Raw genomic sequence first — 17,085 nt, 5'->3', positions numbered from 1 at the left:
TGACATAGTTAGCTGGTTTTTTAATGTCTTTAATAGGGAAAGGATGAATATTTGGCAGAAAATACTTGAAAAGAAACTAGTGAATTTTTTGTGATATTATAAGCATTTTTCGCTGAAATCCTTTACAATAGAATGAAACTTCTTAAAAACAAAACTAAGAAAAATGACACTTGAATGTGGATTGGAGTATATATGCTATATTACCGTACGTATGTGAAAGATGAGTCCCTGCCATGGGTTACCTTTGTTCATGGTGCAGGGGGCAGCTCTGCAATTTGGTATAAACAAATGAGAGAGTACAAAAAGCATTTCAATGTTCTGCTGGTAGATCTGCGGGGACATGGTCAATCAGGAAAGGGCACCTGGGAAGAAGGAGATCATTTTACAGAGGTTTCTCAGGATATAGTGGATGTGCTCGATCATCTTCATATTACAGACTCCCACTTTGTCGGAATTTCGCTGGGGACTATAGTGATCCAGACAATCGCGCAGAATCATCCGGAAAGAGTAGCTTCCATGATTTTGGGCGGTGCCATTACTGAATTGAATTGGCGCACAAGGTTTTTGATAGCCATTGCGAATTTGACTAAGTATATCCTGCCATATATGCTGCTTTATAAGCTTTTTGCGTGGATTATCATGCCAAAAAGAAACCACCTTGAATCAAGACATGCCTTTGTAAGGCAGGCAGCAAAAATGTGCCAAAAAGAATTCATCAACTGGCTGTCCTTAACAAAATCGGTTAATCCGTACCTGGGAAGAATCCAATCCAGCATTTCTCACATTCCTACGCTTTTTATTATGGGACAGGAAGACCACTTGTTTATTAAGTCTGTAAAAAGCATTGCCCAAAAAGCTAAAACAGCTACAGTCAAAATCATTACAGATGCAGGACATGTATGCAACATCGACAAACCTGATGCCTTTAACAGGATAACCATCGACTTCATCAACAGGCAAAAAAGAAGATTGGCTTCATAAAGGATCCCGGCGGATCCTTTTTTTAAATGCTGTTTTACAAGGTTTATTGATTTTTTGTATTTTATTTACTGAGTTGATTGGAGCGAGCAGCCTGGAGCGGAAATCAACGGACAACATTGATAGAGGAAAAACAGCACTTTATACGAAAAGAGCCTTTATAATAAATAACAGAAAATTTTTAAAAGTAGGTAAAAAACTGATTGACTTTTAGTGTAAGCGGTGATAATCTTACCAATATGGAAAAAAATGAAAAGGAGGGCTACAAAATGATCTTAATTCATCATCATCAAACAACAACACAAAAATTAAAATCTGTAACCTCTCCTTTAGAACAATATTAAAATGTAAACAGGATTTGCCTGCACATTTTGAAGGAGCACAGGTTACATTTCGTAACGTGGGCTCTTTTGTCTCTTAAGACATATCGCATGCCGCGGTATGTCTTTTTTTCGTCTAATTCTCAAATATCACCAATAGGAAATTCAGGCATTGCCTGTTTCCATATATTTTAATAGCGGCTGTTGTCGGCAGCCATAAAAAAGGGAGGAAAATTTTATGAATGCATTAAGAATGAAGAGAAAAACAATTTTGCCGGAGGATCTGGATGGAGGCTAGTTATGTATTTGCTGCTGGTTTTTGTATGAAAGCTCCTTTTAGAAACGTGAGCTTCATACCGGAAAGGGGAGAGATCGTTGTTTTCGATTTTAGGAAAATTAAGCTGGTTTTTTAAAGAGAACTGGAAAAGATATACAATTGCCATTTCTCTGCTGATCATTGTCGGAATCCTTGATGTTATGCCTCCAAGGCTTGTAGGAATGGCAATTGATGATATTCATCTTGGTCAAATGAGCAGTGCTAAAATAATGGAGTACCTTGGTTTATTGGCAATCATCACAATCGTGTCCTATGCAATCACTTATATCTGGATGTACCAGCTTTTTGGAGGGGCATTCCTGGTAGAAAGAAAACTGCGTTCACAGTTTATGGGTCACCTATTGAAAATGACTCCAACATTTTTTGAGAAAAACCGGACCGGTGATTTAATGGCCAGGGCAACAAATGATTTAAAAGCTATTTCGGTAACGGCCGGTTTCGGAATATTAACACTGGTGGATTCCAGCGTCTTCATGCTGACAATATTGTTTACGATGGGATTTCTGGTAAGCTGGAAACTAACTTTTGCAGCAATATTGCCTTTGCCTATCATGGCCTATCTGATAAAAATTTACGGGAAGAAGATTCATACGCGGTTTATGAGCGCACAGGATGCCTTCGGGGAACTAAATGACCGGGTTCTTGAATCTGTTTCGGGAGTTCGGGTGGTGCGCGCTTATGTTCAGGAAAGAGCGGATCAGCAGCGTTTCCATGAACTCACTGAAGATGTATACAGCAAAAATATTGAAGTGGCCAAAATTGATTCACTATTTGAGCCGACGATAAAGGTGATTGTGGGCCTAAGCTATCTGATAGGACTTGGATACGGTGCTTTTCTTGTTTTCCACCAAACCATCACCCTGGGCCAGCTCGTGTCCTTTAATGTGTATTTAGGCATGCTGATTTGGCCAATGTTTGCTATTGGAGAATTAATTAATGTCATGCAAAGGGGAAATGCATCCCTTGACCGTGTACAGGAAACATTGTCCGCTAAACAGGATATTGTGAATCCTGAAAACCCGTCTATCGTTGAAGTCCCTGAGAATGTTATCTTCAAGGATGTTCATTTCCAATATCCTTCCTCAAAAACGGCTAATCTCACAGGGATTAAGCTGCATATTGAACGCGGGGAAACGCTGGGCATTGTAGGAAAAACAGGAAGCGGAAAGACCACTTTTATAAAGCAGCTATTAAGAGAATATCCGTCAGGCACAGGGAAGCTTGCGATTGCTGATGTTCCGATTGAAGAACAGGAGCTTGAAAGAACGAGAGGATGGATCGGGTATGTTCCACAGGATCATGTTCTTTTCTCGAGGACTGTTAGAGAAAACATCCTTTTTGGAAAAGAGGATGCAACTGAAGAGGATATGCAAAAAGCGATTGATTTGGCAGCTTTTCGAAAAGACCTTGAACTTCTGCCGGAAGGGCTTGAAACAATGGTCGGTGAAAAAGGAGTGGCCTTATCAGGAGGGCAAAAACAGCGGATTTCGATTGCACGTGCCCTTGTGAAGGATCCGGAAATTCTGATACTTGATGACTCTTTATCAGCCGTTGATGCTAAAACAGAGAAGAAAATTATTGATAATATCCGGACTGAGCGCAAAGGAAAAACGACAATCATTACGACACACAGAATGTCAGCAGTCCAGCACGCCGATCATATTATCGTCCTTGATGAAGGCATGATAGCAGAAGAAGGCACTCATGAGGACTTGATGGCTATGGATGGATGGTACAAGGAACAATTTTTGAGGCAGCAGGCTCAAACATCTGCTGAAGAGGAGGTGCTTTCATGACCACAGGAAAGCGGTTATTCAAGTATGCACTTCATTATAAAAAAACGATTATTGCGGCATTGCTGATGCTTACAGTCGCTGTGGCAGCAGATCTGGCAGGGCCTTTCATCGCGAAGAAGATGATTGATGACCATATCCTTGGCATAGAATCTGTCTGGTATCAGACAGAAGGCGGAAAAGATGCTGTGGAGTATGATGGCCAGTTTTACAAAAAGGAGCAAAATATTGATCAGGGTGAGCGGAAAATTGATCAGGCCCGCATCTTGCAGGCTGGCAGCCAATTCGTCTTTATCAGGGGTGATATTGCTTTTGATGGAGAGCGAACCTTCAAAGAGGGCAAACTCTATATTGAAAAAAGCGGCCAAACCGAAACCTATGCAGGGAAGGCATTGACTGGTGAAGAATTAATGCTATTCTATTCACCCGAGATTCCTAAGATTGTTCAGCTTTTGGCCTTTTACTTTGGATTACTGGTTATCGCTGCATTTTTTCAGTACGGCCAGCGTTTTTTTCTGCAAAAGTCAGCAAATAGGATTATCCAGCAAATGAGAGAGGATGTCTTCGGGCAGATTCAAAGGCTTCCAATCGGTTATTTTGATAATCTTCCGGCAGGCAAGGTGGTTGCTCGCATAACCAATGATACCGAAGCCATCCGTGAGCTTTATGTGACCGTATTGGCAACCTTTTTTACAAGTGCCATATATATTTCAGGTATTTATATCGCTTTGTTTATTTTAAATGCCAAGCTTGCTGCGATATGTTTAATCCTGCTCCCGATTTTATATGTATGGGCGATTGTGTACCGTAAGTATGCATCAAAATACAATCATGTAATCCGTTCCAGGGTAAGTGATATAAATGGCATGGTGAATGAATCGATTCAGGGAATGAATGTTATCCAGGCGTTTGGCCGCGAAAAAGATATACAGAAGGATTTTGAAAAGCTGAATACAGAGCATTTTACCTTCCAAAATAAACTTCTGAGCCTGAATTCACTTACATCGCATAACTTAGTGGGTGTGCTGAGAAATGTGGTTTTTGTTGCATTTATCTGGTACTTCGGAGGAGAGTCGCTCAATGCGGCAGCTGTCATTTCACTTGGGATGCTATATGCTTTTGTTGACTATATTAACCGCCTGTTTCAGCCTGTGCAGGGCATTGTCAACCAATTGGCCAATCTCGAACAGGCATTGGTTGCCGGTGAACGAGTCTTCAAACTGCTTGATGAAGAAGGCATTGATATCAGTGATAATAAAATATCCCGCTATAAAGGGAATGTTACTTTTGATCATGTTCACTTCGGCTATAAGGAGAAGGAATATGTGCTGAAGGATCTTAATTTTGAAGCAAAGCACGGGGAGACAGTTGCGCTGGTTGGCCATACCGGCTCAGGGAAAAGTTCGATCATGAATCTTCTTTTCCGTTTTTATGATTGCCAGGAAGGGAAGATTAGGATCGATGGAATGGACATAAAACAGATTCCAAGGCAGGAGCTCAGAAAGCATATGGGCATCGTCCTCCAGGATCCATTTTTGTTCACCGGGACCATTGCTTCCAATGTCAGCCTTGATGATCCTGAAATATCGCGGGAGAAAGTGGAAAAAGCCTTGAAGGATGTCGGAGCAGATAAGATATTTCAGCATCTTGAAAAAGGTTTTGATGAGCCGGTTATCGAGAAGGGGAGCACGCTCTCCAGCGGGCAGAGGCAGCTCATTTCGTTTGCTCGTGCCCTTGCTTTTGATCCGGCCATCCTGATTCTGGACGAAGCAACATCAAGCATAGACACTGAGACAGAATTAATTATCCAGGAAGCCATGGACGTGCTGAAAAAAGGAAGAACCACCTTTATCATCGCCCATCGGCTTTCGACAATCCGAAATGCTGATCAAATCCTCGTTCTGGATAGGGGCAGGATCGTTGAAAAAGGTAACCATGATGAGTTAATGGAGCAAAAGGGCAAATATTATCAAATGTATCAGCTTCAGCAGGGGTCAACACTTGCAGGATAGAGGGAAGCGCCGGATGGCGCTTCTTTTTTATTAATGGTTTTATCCCACTAGGAATTTTGTTCAAAAAAAATTCATTACTCAGACACACAATAGTACTGGTATAAAGAAATTGTAATCCGGTATTCATGATAATCTTAAGCTATCACACATATCTGGAGGAGATTTTTATGGAGGAATTTTCTATTACCTTAGTGATAGCAAGTATTATGGTGCTTGGATACTTTATTGGGTATACAATTGTAAAAGCATAGCTGCCGGCTGATCCAGCCAGGCAGTTTTTTTATTGTAGAGGAAACTATAAGATTGAACGGTGAGAATAACTCTGTGGAAGAGTGTTTGCATCTAGCTCCAGCGCCTACCCCCTCGGGGCCACAAGACGAGCCGCGCAGAAAGGTAAAGAACACCTTCCCGAGCGGCTCGTCTTGTGCATGTCGGGGGTGAGCAAGGAGCTTCCGCTTTTGTTTTGCTCATTTTTATCATTAAATTTTGAAAATAAGGGAAAAGAATATAAAGGAATCATAATAATCATTTAAGGAGGTATGAAATTGGCTGATTTTAGAATTGAGAAAGATACTCTAGGCGAAGTGAAGGTGCCAGCTGATAAATATTGGGGAGCCCAGACACAGCGGAGCAAGGATAACTTTAAAATCGGCATTGAAAAGATGCCGATGGAAGTAATTTATGCTTTTGCCAAGGTAAAGCGTTCTGCAGCAGTAGTCAACAACAGGCTTGGGAAGCTCTCCCATGACAAGATGGAAGCTATCACAGCAGCTTGTGATGAAGTTCTAAACCATAAGTTTGACAGCCACTTTCCTCTGGCTGTATGGCAGACAGGGAGCGGCACACAATCAAATATGAATGTAAATGAGGTTGTTGCCAAAAGGGCGAATGAACTACTGGCCGAGAAAGGGGTACGGGATAGTAAAGTGCATCCAAATGATGATGTCAATATGTCTCAAAGCTCTAATGATACATTTCCGACTGCCATGCATATCGCTGCTTATACGGAGGCGGAGCAAAAGTTGCTTCTGTCATTAAAGGAATTAATAAGGACGGTTAAATCGAAAGAAGAGGCCTTCAAATCAATCGTCAAAATAGGCAGGACTCATTTGCAGGATGCAACACCTCTTACATTGGGTCAGGAAATCAGCGGCTGGCGTGCCATGCTTGAAAAGAATGAAAAGATGCTGATGGACGCAATGCAGTATCTGCTTGACTTAGCCATTGGCGGTACAGCAGTCGGAACGGGCATTAATGCAGAGAAGTCATTTGGACCTGAAATGGCAAACGAAATATCCAGACTTACAGGCTATTCATTCCGTTCGTCTGACAATAAATTTCAGGCCCTGACCAGCCATAATGAAATTGTCCATGTTCATGGGACATTGAAGGGGCTGGCAGCAGATTTGATGAAAATAGCCAACGATGTCCGCTGGCTGGCAAGCGGGCCGCGCAGCGGAATTGGGGAATTATCGATCCCGGCAAATGAACCAGGCAGTTCAATCATGCCTGGCAAAGTAAATCCGACACAAAGCGAAGCCCTTACAATGGTGGTTTGCCAGGTATTTGGAAATGATGCATCCATTGGATTCGCAGCAAGTCAGGGGAACTTTGAATTGAATGTGTTCAAGCCTGTTATTATCTATAATCTTCTTCAAAGCATCAGTATTCTTGCAGATGGAATGGCCTCTTTTAATGAAAAATGCATGATGGGACTGGAGGCTAATAAAGAAGTGATTAATGGCCATGTTGAGAGATCACTAATGCTTGTAACGGCACTCAATCCGCATATAGGTTATGAAAAGGCAGCGGAAATTGCCAAACTCGCATTCAGAGAGAATACAACCTTGAAAGAAGCAGCCTTAAAAACAGGGTATATCACGGAAGAACAATATGAGAATTGGGTTGTGCCCGAAAAGATGGTCTAAATAAAATGGCCCCCCTTTCAAGAAGGAGGGCCAAAGCCATATTTATTCAATTGTTATCTTGCTTTATTAGAAAGAACCGCCGCCAAGCTGTTGTTCAGCCATTTGAACAAGGCGTTTTGTGATTTCTCCCCCAACAGATCCGTTAGCGCGGGAAGTTGTTTCTGCACCAAGGTTTACACCAAATTCAGTAGCGATTTCGTACTTCATTTGATCAAGCGCTTGAGCTACTCCAGGTACTAGTAACTGGTTTGAGGAATTGCTTCTGCTAGATGATTGGTTGTTCATGTGATTTCCTCCTCGAAATATAAGTGTATTGGTTTTTGGCTGGGTTAGCTGGAATTGCACCAGCGCAAGGATTTTATCCTGCTCCACTGCCTGGCGTAACCCATCGGTTTTTACTGCGGATGCTTGATGCCGCTGTGTTTACTCTCTATTATGTTTGATTTATAAAAGTTTATTCTTTCAAGAAATCGGGAATTTTTTCCTGATAAAATTCACTGATTAAGAGTCTTACATAACGAAGATTAAACAGACAAATCATAATAAATATCAGCAAAGAAAACGAAAGTGAGAGGATTGGAATGGCTATTTGCCCAGTCTGCAACGGCTTTGAAAAAATCGAATCAGCCTGCAGCTCCTGCGGAAGCAGGATGGAGGACAGTGGAAGAGTAATGGATTTTTACGATGATTATAGTGCCTATATGCCAATTGACCAGATGAAAATGGAAGATGGCTATCCCCGGGATTATCAGCAGGAGGAATGTCCCCACTTGCTGAAGTGTCCATCATGCGGCCATGATTCGGTGAAATTTATCAAAGAGTAGAACGAAAATAGATGGCGGCAGCACCTGGTGACGGCTTGGCGAATGCTGACAGTATTAAAAAACCCCGTCAGCTTTGACGGGGCTTCAATGTTATTCTTTTTCAGAACGGATTCTTCTTTCATGGTCTGCATCAAAGAAGTGCGCTTTGTTCATATCGAAAGCAAGCTCAAGGTTTTGGCCCGGCTTAATATCTGTGCGGGAATCTACGCGTGCTACGAAATCCTGGCCTTCTATGCTTGAGTAAATCATTGTTTCAGCACCAGTCAGTTCGGAAACGTCAATGCGGGTATTGATTTTTGAACCGGCAGATGCATCAATAAATACCGGCTCATCGTGAATGTCTTCCGGACGAATGCCAAGGATAATGTTTTTGCCTGTATATCCCTGTTCCCGAAGAACCTTCATTTTACCCTCAGGGACTGCAATCTGAGTTTTGCCAATAATAAATTTGCCGTCTTCAAGCGTACCGTTAAAGAAGTTCATGGCAGGTGAGCCGATAAAACCGCCTACAAAAACGTTTTCAGGCTTTTCATAAACTTCTTTTGGTGCGCCAACCTGCTGAATTACTCCATCCTTCATTACAACAAGGCGGGTAGCCATTGTCATAGCCTCTGTCTGGTCATGTGTTACATAGATAGTAGTTGTTTGAAGACGCTGGTGAAGCTTGGCAATTTCTGCCCGCATTTGAACACGAAGCTTTGCATCAAGGTTTGATAGAGGCTCGTCCATGAGGAATACCTTTGCATCACGGACAATCGCACGGCCTAAAGCTACACGCTGGCGCTGTCCGCCAGATAATGCTTTTGGCTTGCGGTCAAGGTAAGGCTCCAGCCCCAGAATTTTTGCTGCTTCTTTTACTCTGCGGTCGATTTCATCTTTTGGAAACTTGCGAAGCTTAAGGCCGAAAGCCATATTATCGTACACGGACATATGCGGATAAAGTGCATAGTTCTGGAAAACCATTGCAATATCACGATCTTTTGGAGGAACATCGTTGACACGCTTCTCATCGATATAGAAGTCGCCTTTTGAAATTTCCTCAAGACCTGCAATCATACGGAGAGTTGTGGATTTACCGCAGCCGGAAGGGCCGACAAAAACAATAAATTCCTTATCTTTAATATGAAGGTTAAAATCTTCTACAGCTGTTACTTTATTATCATAAATTTTATAAATATTATCGAGTTTTAATTCTGCCATCAGGGTAACCTCCCAATAATCTTTTTCTTAATTACAGTTTAATGGATACGAGGGTTTTCCCATATGGCCAAACTGCACAAAAAACTGAAAGCGTTTTTATGCAATGTGCTCAAGTCAGGTTTGCTCAATCAGCAAACAGGCTAAATAAACAGTCAGCGCGCTGTTAAAGTCCTTTAACTGAATGCCGGTCTTCTCTGTGAACTTATCAAGCCTGTACTGCAGAGTATTCCGGTGGATATACAATTTTTTCGCCGTTAATGAAACGTTGGAGCTGTTCTGTAAAAACACTTTTATGGTGTGCAGGAGTTCAGGGTCTTCTTCCAGTAAAGAAAGGCGTGAAAGCAGGCTCTTTTTTAAAAATACATCCAGATGCCCAGTGATAAGGGAGGGGAAGAGCTTTTCAAAATTCAGCACTCTTTCAGCTGGAAGCAATGAGGAAGCCTGCGCGAATAGAAGCTGTTCTTCTTTAAAAAACTTGTGTAATTGTGTCCCCGCCTTATTCGGAATGCCAATGTAAAAGGCTGTTTTTACAAAAAAATCACTTTCTAAAGCATTGGAAACAGCAAGGAATTCTTCTTCGGCAAGAGAGTCTTTACCCTCTTCAATGATGACCCCTGTGGCTTCCCCGTTCCATAAAATCGTTATGTCCTTTTCGAAAAAACCTCTAAAAGCAGCTTCCATATCCTCACGTATCCATTCGCCCTCAGACATTTTGAACTGAACCAGCCTGTATGGAACATCTTTTGCGTATGATGGGTGATCCCCATTTAAAAATAAGTATTGAAACCAGGCTTGCGCAGCAGGGGCAAGGTGAATGGAACTGTCATGGAATTCAAACAAAGTTTTCAATACCATCAGACTATCCCCAGATACCTCTTGAACTGGAATGCCAAGCCATTGGCCTGACTCTTCATGATGAAACCAGTACAAATCAGAATTAAAGCTAAAATCAGGTTTTTTAAATTGAAGTTGAGAGCCCGGATACCGGTCATGTAATTTGTTTAACATATCTTTACCCTTTGGTTTGATAATTTTTTGTGTTTCTTATATTATAGCAGTTATAATTTAATTGAAAAAATTAACTTAATCTGTGAATGTTTCTATAAAGGGAATTGAGAGTGTGAGGAGTGAGACTCATGGAATATACACCTGAAATGAAAAACCGCTTGAAAAGGCTGGAAGGCCAGGTGCGGGGTGTGATCCGAATGATGGAAGAAGAAAAACACTGCAAGGATGTTGTTACACAATTATCTGCTGTCCGTTCTGCTGTTGACCGTGCAATGGGATATATTGTAGCTAAAAACCTGGAGACATGCATCCGTGAAGCAAACAATGAAGGCAAAAATGCGGAGGATGCAATCCAGGAAGCTGTGAATATGATTGTGAAAAGCAGATAAATAGAAAAGCTCCAGGCGCCCGCTTTTCGGCGCCTGGAGCTAGATAGTTATCTAACAGCACAATAAATTCAATTTAATCTCTATAAAAGGCACCTGAATTCAGGTGCCTCTTATTTTTACTCAGGCTCATATGGAGGTTCTTCCTCATGCAGTTCCCTGGCTTGTTCGATATTAACATCACCGCCGCGCCCATGGACGGAGCCTCCGGAAAGACCCTCGTTTATGATCCTGTCTATATCCATATAAGCTTTGTCCCTGCCTTCATAATGGACGTCCTCTGAAATCCTGCGTTTTTTATCCATGTGTCAATCGCTCCTTTAGATGTAATATCCTGGCGGGATTATTTTTCCAAAAGAGCTTTATCGTCATGCATGATTTCTCTAATTTTTTTCTTATTCCTGGCTTTTTTTCGTATAAATTGCTGTTTTTCCCCTATAAATGCTGCCCGATGATTTCCGCTCAGCGAACCGCGGGGCGTGCGGTGAGCCTCCTCGGCGCTGCGCGTCTGCGGGGTCTCACCTGTCCCGCTACTCCCGCAGGACGTTGAATAAGCTTCCCTGAAAAAACACCGCACGAAGAAAATGCGAGAGCATTTTCGAGGATCTCGCACCTTCCGCTACAATCAACTCATTATATCTGCAAAAAGCAACAAGCTTTGTGAAAAATGCTTATTCATACACATGAAATAACATCAATTCATGAATTTGGGATTTCAGGTCCTCCTCCTGTCCGGCAGGATCTCCGGATGTCCATTCAATTTTTCCGTCTGGATGATAGATGCCGGTAACTTTTTGCTTTTTGAAGTAAAAAGAAAATGTCCATCCCGGCAATTGTTTGTTTTCATATAAAGGTTTGAATTGAAAGTGTGTCAGCATTAGGATTCCTCCAGATGTTGTAATATCCCGTTTAACGTTCCTGAAAAAGGGAATGGAACAGATGTAGAAACATTTTAACATTAAAAGGAGGCAAAAAGGATGAAAAGAAATAACAAATTTATGATGTCAGCCATGGCCCTTGGAGCAGCTTATTTAATGAGAAACCCGGAGTCACGACAAAAGCTTAAAGACCAGTTTAAATCTTTTGCCGGAAGTGCCTCTAAAAAAAATCGGGTTAAGACAGCGAAAAGCCCTGTAACGACTTATTAATTCTTTGTCAGGGACACTTGTAAAAAAATAGCATAAAAATAGCCGTGCACGCTGTGGGTGCACGGCTATTTTTAACAGCATTCTAGAACCCGGACAATGAGAGAAATAAGCGGGTCAGTTCTTCAATTCTTTTTTCTTCTATCCAGGTTTCATCAAAACTCATCGGCTTTGAATTTATTTCATAAATCACATAGTTGCCCTGATCAGTTAATCCAGCATCAATAGAGTATTCTCCATGAAAACCTTTCGTTTTCTCAAGAAGTTTTCCTGCCTCCGATGCTGCAGTATGAATAAACGCATCATGTTCTTTTGTGCGGACACTTTCATATGGAATCATCACCCCGCCATTCGGAATGTGGGTTGTAATGTCCTGGTCCTGAGACTGCCTAATGCCAATCCCTGTAACCGAATAGCTGCCTCGGCTGAAATGGGCTAAGATTCTAAAATCAAACCGCTTGCCTTCTAATTTGGCAGGGCTGATCGCTTTCTGTGCTAAATAAGGTTTATCCATCAGGTGAGTTTCCCATTGGCACCAGAAATGTTCAAAATCAGCGTAACTGAATGAATCGTGCAGACCGTTTAATGTGATACTTTTTTCCAGCTGGATTAATTGGTATATTCCTTTGCCTTTGGAACCGTTTGCCGGCTTTAAGTAGATATTATTATAACTGTGGATAAATTCCTTTAGAGGCTTTGGTCCGGTGACAAGAATGGTTTCAGGAATATAATCCTTTAATGGCGGATGGTCTTTTAATAGCTGGTAAATGTCGAATTTATCAAGAAAGCCAGGATTGAAAAGTGGAATAGCCTGCTCGTTAAAAAAACGGCTTGCTTTATGAAAGGCTTCTGTTTTTTCAAGTTTCCGGAATGGCACCCTGTTGTAGACAAGATGCGGAAGAGGGCACATGGCTTCAATCCACTTATCCTGACTGGGAATATAAATATAGCCGTTCACGGAATTATCCTTCAGGTTCTCTGGGGTAAATACATAGGAAACCCCGCTCTTTTGCAATATGCTATTCTGGAGGGCCTTAAATATAGGACCATTGCCGGCAATAGCCTGATCCTTTCCTTTTCCGGTAAGAATGCCAATCACCGGTCCGGCATTACCGTTCCGCAAGGATAATGAAAAGGAAAGCAAATCTCGTGCCGCCTGCGGGCTAATAATGTTTAAAGGGTGTTGGCTGCTTCCAAGGGTACAACTGCTGCTGCCGAACCAGGTCCTGCTGGCCCAGTCATAATAAACCTTCATCTCACAATTTCCTGAGGCTTCATAATAGATGCTTCGGCAAGGAAAACGGCGAATGAAAGTGATAGCTTGCGGGTAAGAAAGTCGAACTCCCTGAGCTGAGGGTGTTTGAATATGGATCTTCCGGGCTTTGAATTTGCTTCAAACAGCCATACATGGCCATTTCGATCCAATCCAAAGTCAAAGCCGATTTCACCGATGATACCTTCCATGTTCCGTTCCAGTGCCTTGCTGATATTAAGTGCCGCCTCACTTAACTTCGCCATTGCCTCTTTTTTTTCTGCATCCGATTCAAATACTTCTTCAAGGACTTTGATTTCACCTCCGCTTTTCACATGAGTTGTAACACTGCCGGGTCCCGCCATTTTTGCCGCTGCGGCGGTAACTTTCCATTCCCCATTCTCATCTTTATTGGTATGAACCCTGAAATCAATCGCTCTCTGTTCATGACGGAGCAAATGAATTCCCTGCTGAACAAGCATCCGGCTTAAACTTCGTCCTGCAAAAACATTCCGCATTAAATTTTCCAAAGTGTTAAATCTTCTCAGCCGATTTTCGTCCCGAACTCTATATCGGCAATAATAATTCCCATCCCTTTTATCATAAATAATTTGATGAATCCCAAGCCCAAGGCTTCCATTAATAGGCTTCAGGAAAACATGGCCATAATCAGCCAGCATTCTTTCAATTACAGAAAAAGAAGAAAAAGGGTGGGTTTCAGGCAGGTAATGACTAATATTATCATCGTTCTGCAGTCTTTCATAAACATCTAATTTATTAAAGAAACCAGGATTATACCAGGGAATTAAATAGTCTTTCTGAAGGCGGGCGCGAACTTCCTTCAGCTCATTCCTCCCTTCACTTCTTCGGTTGGGAAGCCGATCATAAACAACATTCGGAAAAGGGACTTCAAAGGTTTCCCAGCCTTCCTCATGATAAAAAAGCCCATGGATGGTTTCTTTTTCCCAGTTAATTTGCTGGTCACCGAATAAAAACGGAATGGCACCTACCGTTTTTTTGACCGAAAGCAGTTTGGCAAAAAATAGGGTCCGATCCCCAACAGGCCTTAAAGGAAAAGAGGTGAATCCTGATGTGAAGATACCTACGAGCGGGCCGAGGTACAGAGTACCCTTATTGGCAAATGCATGCAGAGGAATCTTGAGATCAGGGAAATGCAGTGCTTCGGCAACATCTTTACTTATGATGATCGAGTTCTTCTTTGTCTTCTGGAGTAAGAAAGAAGAATCTGCCGAATGAGTGCCAAATGCCAGTTTCGTCAAATGAGTATGAAGGTTCAGCTCATTTGGAATATAAACTGTTTTGGAGGCGGAATCGGAAATTTCAATTTGATATTGTTTTCTCATGATTCGTTCTCCTTTCCATTTCCTTATTGGCTGCCAGGAATTTGGCATAGAGAAGGGGAGCGGTATATAACTCTTCCTCCTTCTCAGGCTGGCTGTTCAGGATGGTTTTCCTTCCTGGCTTTGAGTTAATATCCAGAATCCAAATAGAGCCGTTAGTTTCCACTCCGATATCGATTCCCATCTCAAATAGCGGGGGAAGCTTTCGTTCAAGTGCAGCAGGAAGTGTATCGATAATGTCATAAAGCTCATCGGAAAGAAAACTCTTTAATGAAGGTGGGTATTGAGTGACCCACTCCTTAAAAGAAATATTGCTGCCGCCAGCGCTTAAGTTGGAGACGATGCCTCCTTTTCTTCCTGTGCGAATGCCCCGGCCCATCTCCTTCCAGGCACCATTCCTGTCCTTTTGAAGCAATATTCTTATATCAAAGGGCTGACCGTCCTTGTTTGATAGATTCACAAATGGCTGGATGAGGTATTGCTGTTTTGCGGTCAATTTATTCAGCCATCCAGCTGCCTTTTCTTCAGTTTCAAAGCTGCGTGAAACCTGGGCATTCCTTTTATCTGTTTTAACAAGAATATCTTTGCCCGTTTTCTCAATATAATAGATTCCATGTCCCTGTGACCCGCTTGCCGGTTTTAAAATGCAGGGCTGATTAGTAATGAGGCTGTTTATGAAACTGTCAGCTCCGGTAAATGGAGCCGTCTTCAGCAAATAAGGTGATATGTTTGAACAGGAGAGAATTTCATATAATTCAAGCTTATTAGGCAATCCGTAGCCAAGGAATTGGATGTCATTTCTTGCCTTTAGCCAATTCACGATGGATATACATTGTTTCGAGCGGGAGTCATTTCTGTAAAAACAGCGATCATAAAGAATCTCCGGCACTGGAAATTCTGCCGGCTCCCATTCCCCTGAAGAAGGGTTATAGGAATCACCTGCAATCCTTTCTGAAACAGGATTGATATCTGTAGGCACAAACCTGAAGCAATTAATGTTATATTCATTAGCTCTCTTCGCCAATTCCGTAAAGTATGGCTGTTCACTCCGTTTGTTTAAAGTCATGATTCCGAATGAAAGCATTTTGTAGTCCTCCTTTTTGGATAAATGATAAAGCCGTTGCATATTCGATCAGTGCCTTGGCAGAGGGTCTTATTCTTTTTTCTTTGTCTTCAAAGTTCTTGGAGGGTTTAGAATTCACTTCAATGATCCAGAGTTTTCCATTAGAGTCCAATCCAATATCAATCCCGAGTTCTCCAACAAGGCCTTCGCATTTCTGACTGATGATGGTTGCTGTTTCAACTGCAAGCTCCTTCAATAACGCCAGCTGCTGAACCGCTGTTTTCTGATCAGAGTGCATCGTGAAGATTCTTAGGGGCTTCATAATTTCCCCGCCTCTTGCAATATTGGAAACAAATTGCTGCTTGGCAGAAATCCTTGCCACTGCAGAAGTGGCCCTCCAGATATCCTGAAAGTTTTTATGGCAGAGCACGCGGAAATCAAGCTGCCTGTTCTTATAAGTTTGCAGAGGTATGGCCTGCTGTGCCAGAAAAATTGTTTTCTTTTGGTACTGCTTGAACCATTGTGCAAAACGGTCATAATTTTTGAATGTGAGCGTATTTTCCCTGCCGTTTCCGGTCGATACTTCTGTCATGATTTCTTCGTCCTGTATACTAAGTCTGATAATATTCCGTCCTTGGCTGCCATGTATGGGCTTAAGGAATATTACCCTGTGTCTGGCCAGCATTTCCTTGATGGTTTGTTCATCTGCAATGGCTGTATCAGGCAGATAGGGATGCATATGGTCCTCAGAAAAGAGGAGGTTATGAACTTCCTTTTTTGATAAGAAACGGTCATTAAACATTGGGATGTTAAAGTTTATCAAGTTATTTTTAAATGATTGAAAAGCAGAACTTGCTTCAAGCATCCGGGAGTGGATCCGGTTATAAATCACACCAGGCAAAGGAACGGGACGTTTTATCCATTTTCCCTCACGCAGGCAATAACCCTGCAGCTTTCCTTCAATGCAGTCGCGAAAATGAAATACATAGAAATATCCGCGCAGGCCGGAAACAACTTCATGCAATTCTTCGCAAAAAGAATGAATTGATCGGAAATCAGGCTCTTCGCCACTTTCATTAAAATCCGTCATCAGTCCAATAACCGGCCCGGCAGTAATAGTAAAGTCCTTTCTGGAGTAACTGGCGACAAAATGGAGATCTTCCATTGGCAGGCAGCATTCCTGAAAAAGCCGTTCACAGAACATAATTTCATCTTTTGTAATGTTTGCTCCTTCGATGGTTACCTGAATGGCATGCATGCCGATCCGCAGCAAATGGGGCATTTGCAAATCAATATTCCAGTAATGTACGAGAGAATGGCTAAGTTGAATGCGAAATTGATTTTCCTGAAACATTTTTACCGGAACAATCGTAATAGGCAATAAAGAAACTGTCATGATCATTCCTCATTTGCTTATCTTTATTTGAGCCTATTCTGAACAACCTCATGCAGTTTGCAAATTGAATGCTGAATTTATT

Annotated in this window: 16 protein-coding genes; 7 read left to right on the top strand and 9 right to left on the bottom strand. The window is 42.0% G+C overall.

Going from position 1 to position 17,085, the window contains the following annotated elements; all coding sequences use genetic code 11:
• Window positions 1-192: 192 nt before the first annotated feature.
• The 4 genes from AC3WTL_RS10400 to fumC all read left to right on the top strand — a co-directional run bounded on the left by AC3WTL_RS10400 (window position 193) and on the right by fumC (window position 7,368).
• The gene (locus AC3WTL_RS10400; protein WP_197214562.1) at window positions 193-981 is read left to right on the top strand and encodes an alpha/beta fold hydrolase; all 789 of its coding nucleotides are present in this window, start codon (window positions 193-195) and stop codon (window positions 979-981) included.
• A gap of 692 nt (window positions 982-1,673) precedes the next feature.
• Entirely contained in the window at window positions 1,674-3,431 is a 1,758-nt protein-coding gene (locus AC3WTL_RS10395; protein WP_252221121.1) for an ABC transporter ATP-binding protein, read from the top strand.
• Window positions 3,428-5,440: an ABC transporter ATP-binding protein gene (locus AC3WTL_RS10390; protein WP_492369359.1), complete on the top strand. Its 2,013-nt coding sequence runs from the start codon at window positions 3,428-3,430 to the stop codon at window positions 5,438-5,440. Before AC3WTL_RS10395 ends, AC3WTL_RS10390 begins: the two co-directional genes overlap by 4 nt.
• A gap of 545 nt (window positions 5,441-5,985) precedes the next feature.
• The gene (gene fumC, locus AC3WTL_RS10385) at window positions 5,986-7,368 is read left to right on the top strand and encodes a class II fumarate hydratase (protein ID WP_492369358.1); all 1,383 of its coding nucleotides are present in this window, start codon (window positions 5,986-5,988) and stop codon (window positions 7,366-7,368) included.
• A 66-nt stretch (window positions 7,369-7,434) separates the two neighbouring features.
• Here fumC and AC3WTL_RS10380 read toward each other — a convergent pair whose 3' ends face one another.
• Complete coding sequence (locus AC3WTL_RS10380; RefSeq protein ID WP_035326833.1) at window positions 7,435-7,653, bottom strand: alpha/beta-type small acid-soluble spore protein; 219 nt, start codon at window positions 7,651-7,653, stop codon at window positions 7,435-7,437.
• Window positions 7,654-7,949: 296 nt separating this feature from the next.
• Between AC3WTL_RS10380 and AC3WTL_RS10375 the strand changes: the two genes are divergently transcribed.
• Complete coding sequence (locus AC3WTL_RS10375) at window positions 7,950-8,192, top strand: hypothetical protein (RefSeq protein ID WP_048012079.1); 243 nt, start codon at window positions 7,950-7,952, stop codon at window positions 8,190-8,192.
• Between the two features lie 90 nt (window positions 8,193-8,282).
• Here the strand turns inward: AC3WTL_RS10375 and AC3WTL_RS10370 are convergent, their stop codons facing one another.
• Window positions 8,283-9,392: an ABC transporter ATP-binding protein gene (locus tag AC3WTL_RS10370; protein WP_076262477.1), complete on the bottom strand. Its 1,110-nt coding sequence runs from the start codon at window positions 9,390-9,392 to the stop codon at window positions 8,283-8,285.
• Between the two features lie 114 nt (window positions 9,393-9,506).
• Complete coding sequence (locus tag AC3WTL_RS10365) at window positions 9,507-10,400, bottom strand: PucR family transcriptional regulator (RefSeq protein ID WP_492369357.1); 894 nt, start codon at window positions 10,398-10,400, stop codon at window positions 9,507-9,509.
• 128 nt (window positions 10,401-10,528) lie between these two features.
• Between AC3WTL_RS10365 and AC3WTL_RS10360 the strand changes: the two genes are divergently transcribed.
• Entirely contained in the window at window positions 10,529-10,789 is a 261-nt protein-coding gene (locus tag AC3WTL_RS10360) for a metal-sensitive transcriptional regulator (protein WP_035326844.1), read from the top strand.
• 116 nt (window positions 10,790-10,905) lie between these two features.
• Here the strand turns inward: AC3WTL_RS10360 and AC3WTL_RS10355 are convergent, their stop codons facing one another.
• Window positions 10,906-11,091: a hypothetical protein gene (locus AC3WTL_RS10355; RefSeq protein ID WP_492369356.1), complete on the bottom strand. Its 186-nt coding sequence runs from the start codon at window positions 11,089-11,091 to the stop codon at window positions 10,906-10,908.
• A gap of 366 nt (window positions 11,092-11,457) precedes the next feature.
• Complete coding sequence (locus tag AC3WTL_RS10350; protein WP_197207761.1) at window positions 11,458-11,664, bottom strand: YheE family protein; 207 nt, start codon at window positions 11,662-11,664, stop codon at window positions 11,458-11,460.
• Between the two features lie 99 nt (window positions 11,665-11,763).
• Between AC3WTL_RS10350 and AC3WTL_RS10345 the strand changes: the two genes are divergently transcribed.
• Window positions 11,764-11,934 carry a hypothetical protein gene (locus AC3WTL_RS10345; protein WP_169799746.1) on the top strand — a complete coding sequence of 57 codons (171 nt, stop codon included), beginning with the start codon at window positions 11,764-11,766 and terminating at the stop codon, window positions 11,932-11,934.
• 82 nt (window positions 11,935-12,016) lie between these two features.
• Here the strand turns inward: AC3WTL_RS10345 and AC3WTL_RS10340 are convergent, their stop codons facing one another.
• Genes AC3WTL_RS10340 through AC3WTL_RS10325 form a run of 4 tightly spaced genes read right to left on the bottom strand, consistent with a single transcriptional unit; the run spans window position 12,017 to window position 17,003 of the window.
• A complete protein-coding gene (locus tag AC3WTL_RS10340) occupies window positions 12,017-13,186 on the bottom strand; it encodes a YheC/YheD family endospore coat-associated protein (protein WP_492369355.1) in 1,170 nt (389 codons plus the stop codon).
• Complete coding sequence (locus AC3WTL_RS10335) at window positions 13,183-14,547, bottom strand: YheC/YheD family endospore coat-associated protein (RefSeq protein WP_492369354.1); 1,365 nt, start codon at window positions 14,545-14,547, stop codon at window positions 13,183-13,185. The genes AC3WTL_RS10340 and AC3WTL_RS10335 overlap by 4 nt, the downstream gene beginning before the upstream one ends.
• On the bottom strand, window positions 14,525-15,628 hold the full coding sequence (locus AC3WTL_RS10330; RefSeq protein ID WP_492369353.1) for a YheC/YheD family endospore coat-associated protein: 1,104 nt from the start codon (window positions 15,626-15,628) through the stop codon (window positions 14,525-14,527). The genes AC3WTL_RS10335 and AC3WTL_RS10330 overlap by 23 nt, the downstream gene beginning before the upstream one ends.
• Complete coding sequence (locus AC3WTL_RS10325) at window positions 15,588-17,003, bottom strand: YheC/YheD family endospore coat-associated protein (RefSeq protein ID WP_252221133.1); 1,416 nt, start codon at window positions 17,001-17,003, stop codon at window positions 15,588-15,590. The genes AC3WTL_RS10330 and AC3WTL_RS10325 overlap by 41 nt, the downstream gene beginning before the upstream one ends.
• Window positions 17,004-17,085 lie beyond the last annotated feature (82 nt).

Source organism: Cytobacillus sp. EB106-05-05-XG126 (genome assembly GCF_058791715.1).
This window is presented reverse-complemented; position numbering and strand designations above follow the sequence as displayed.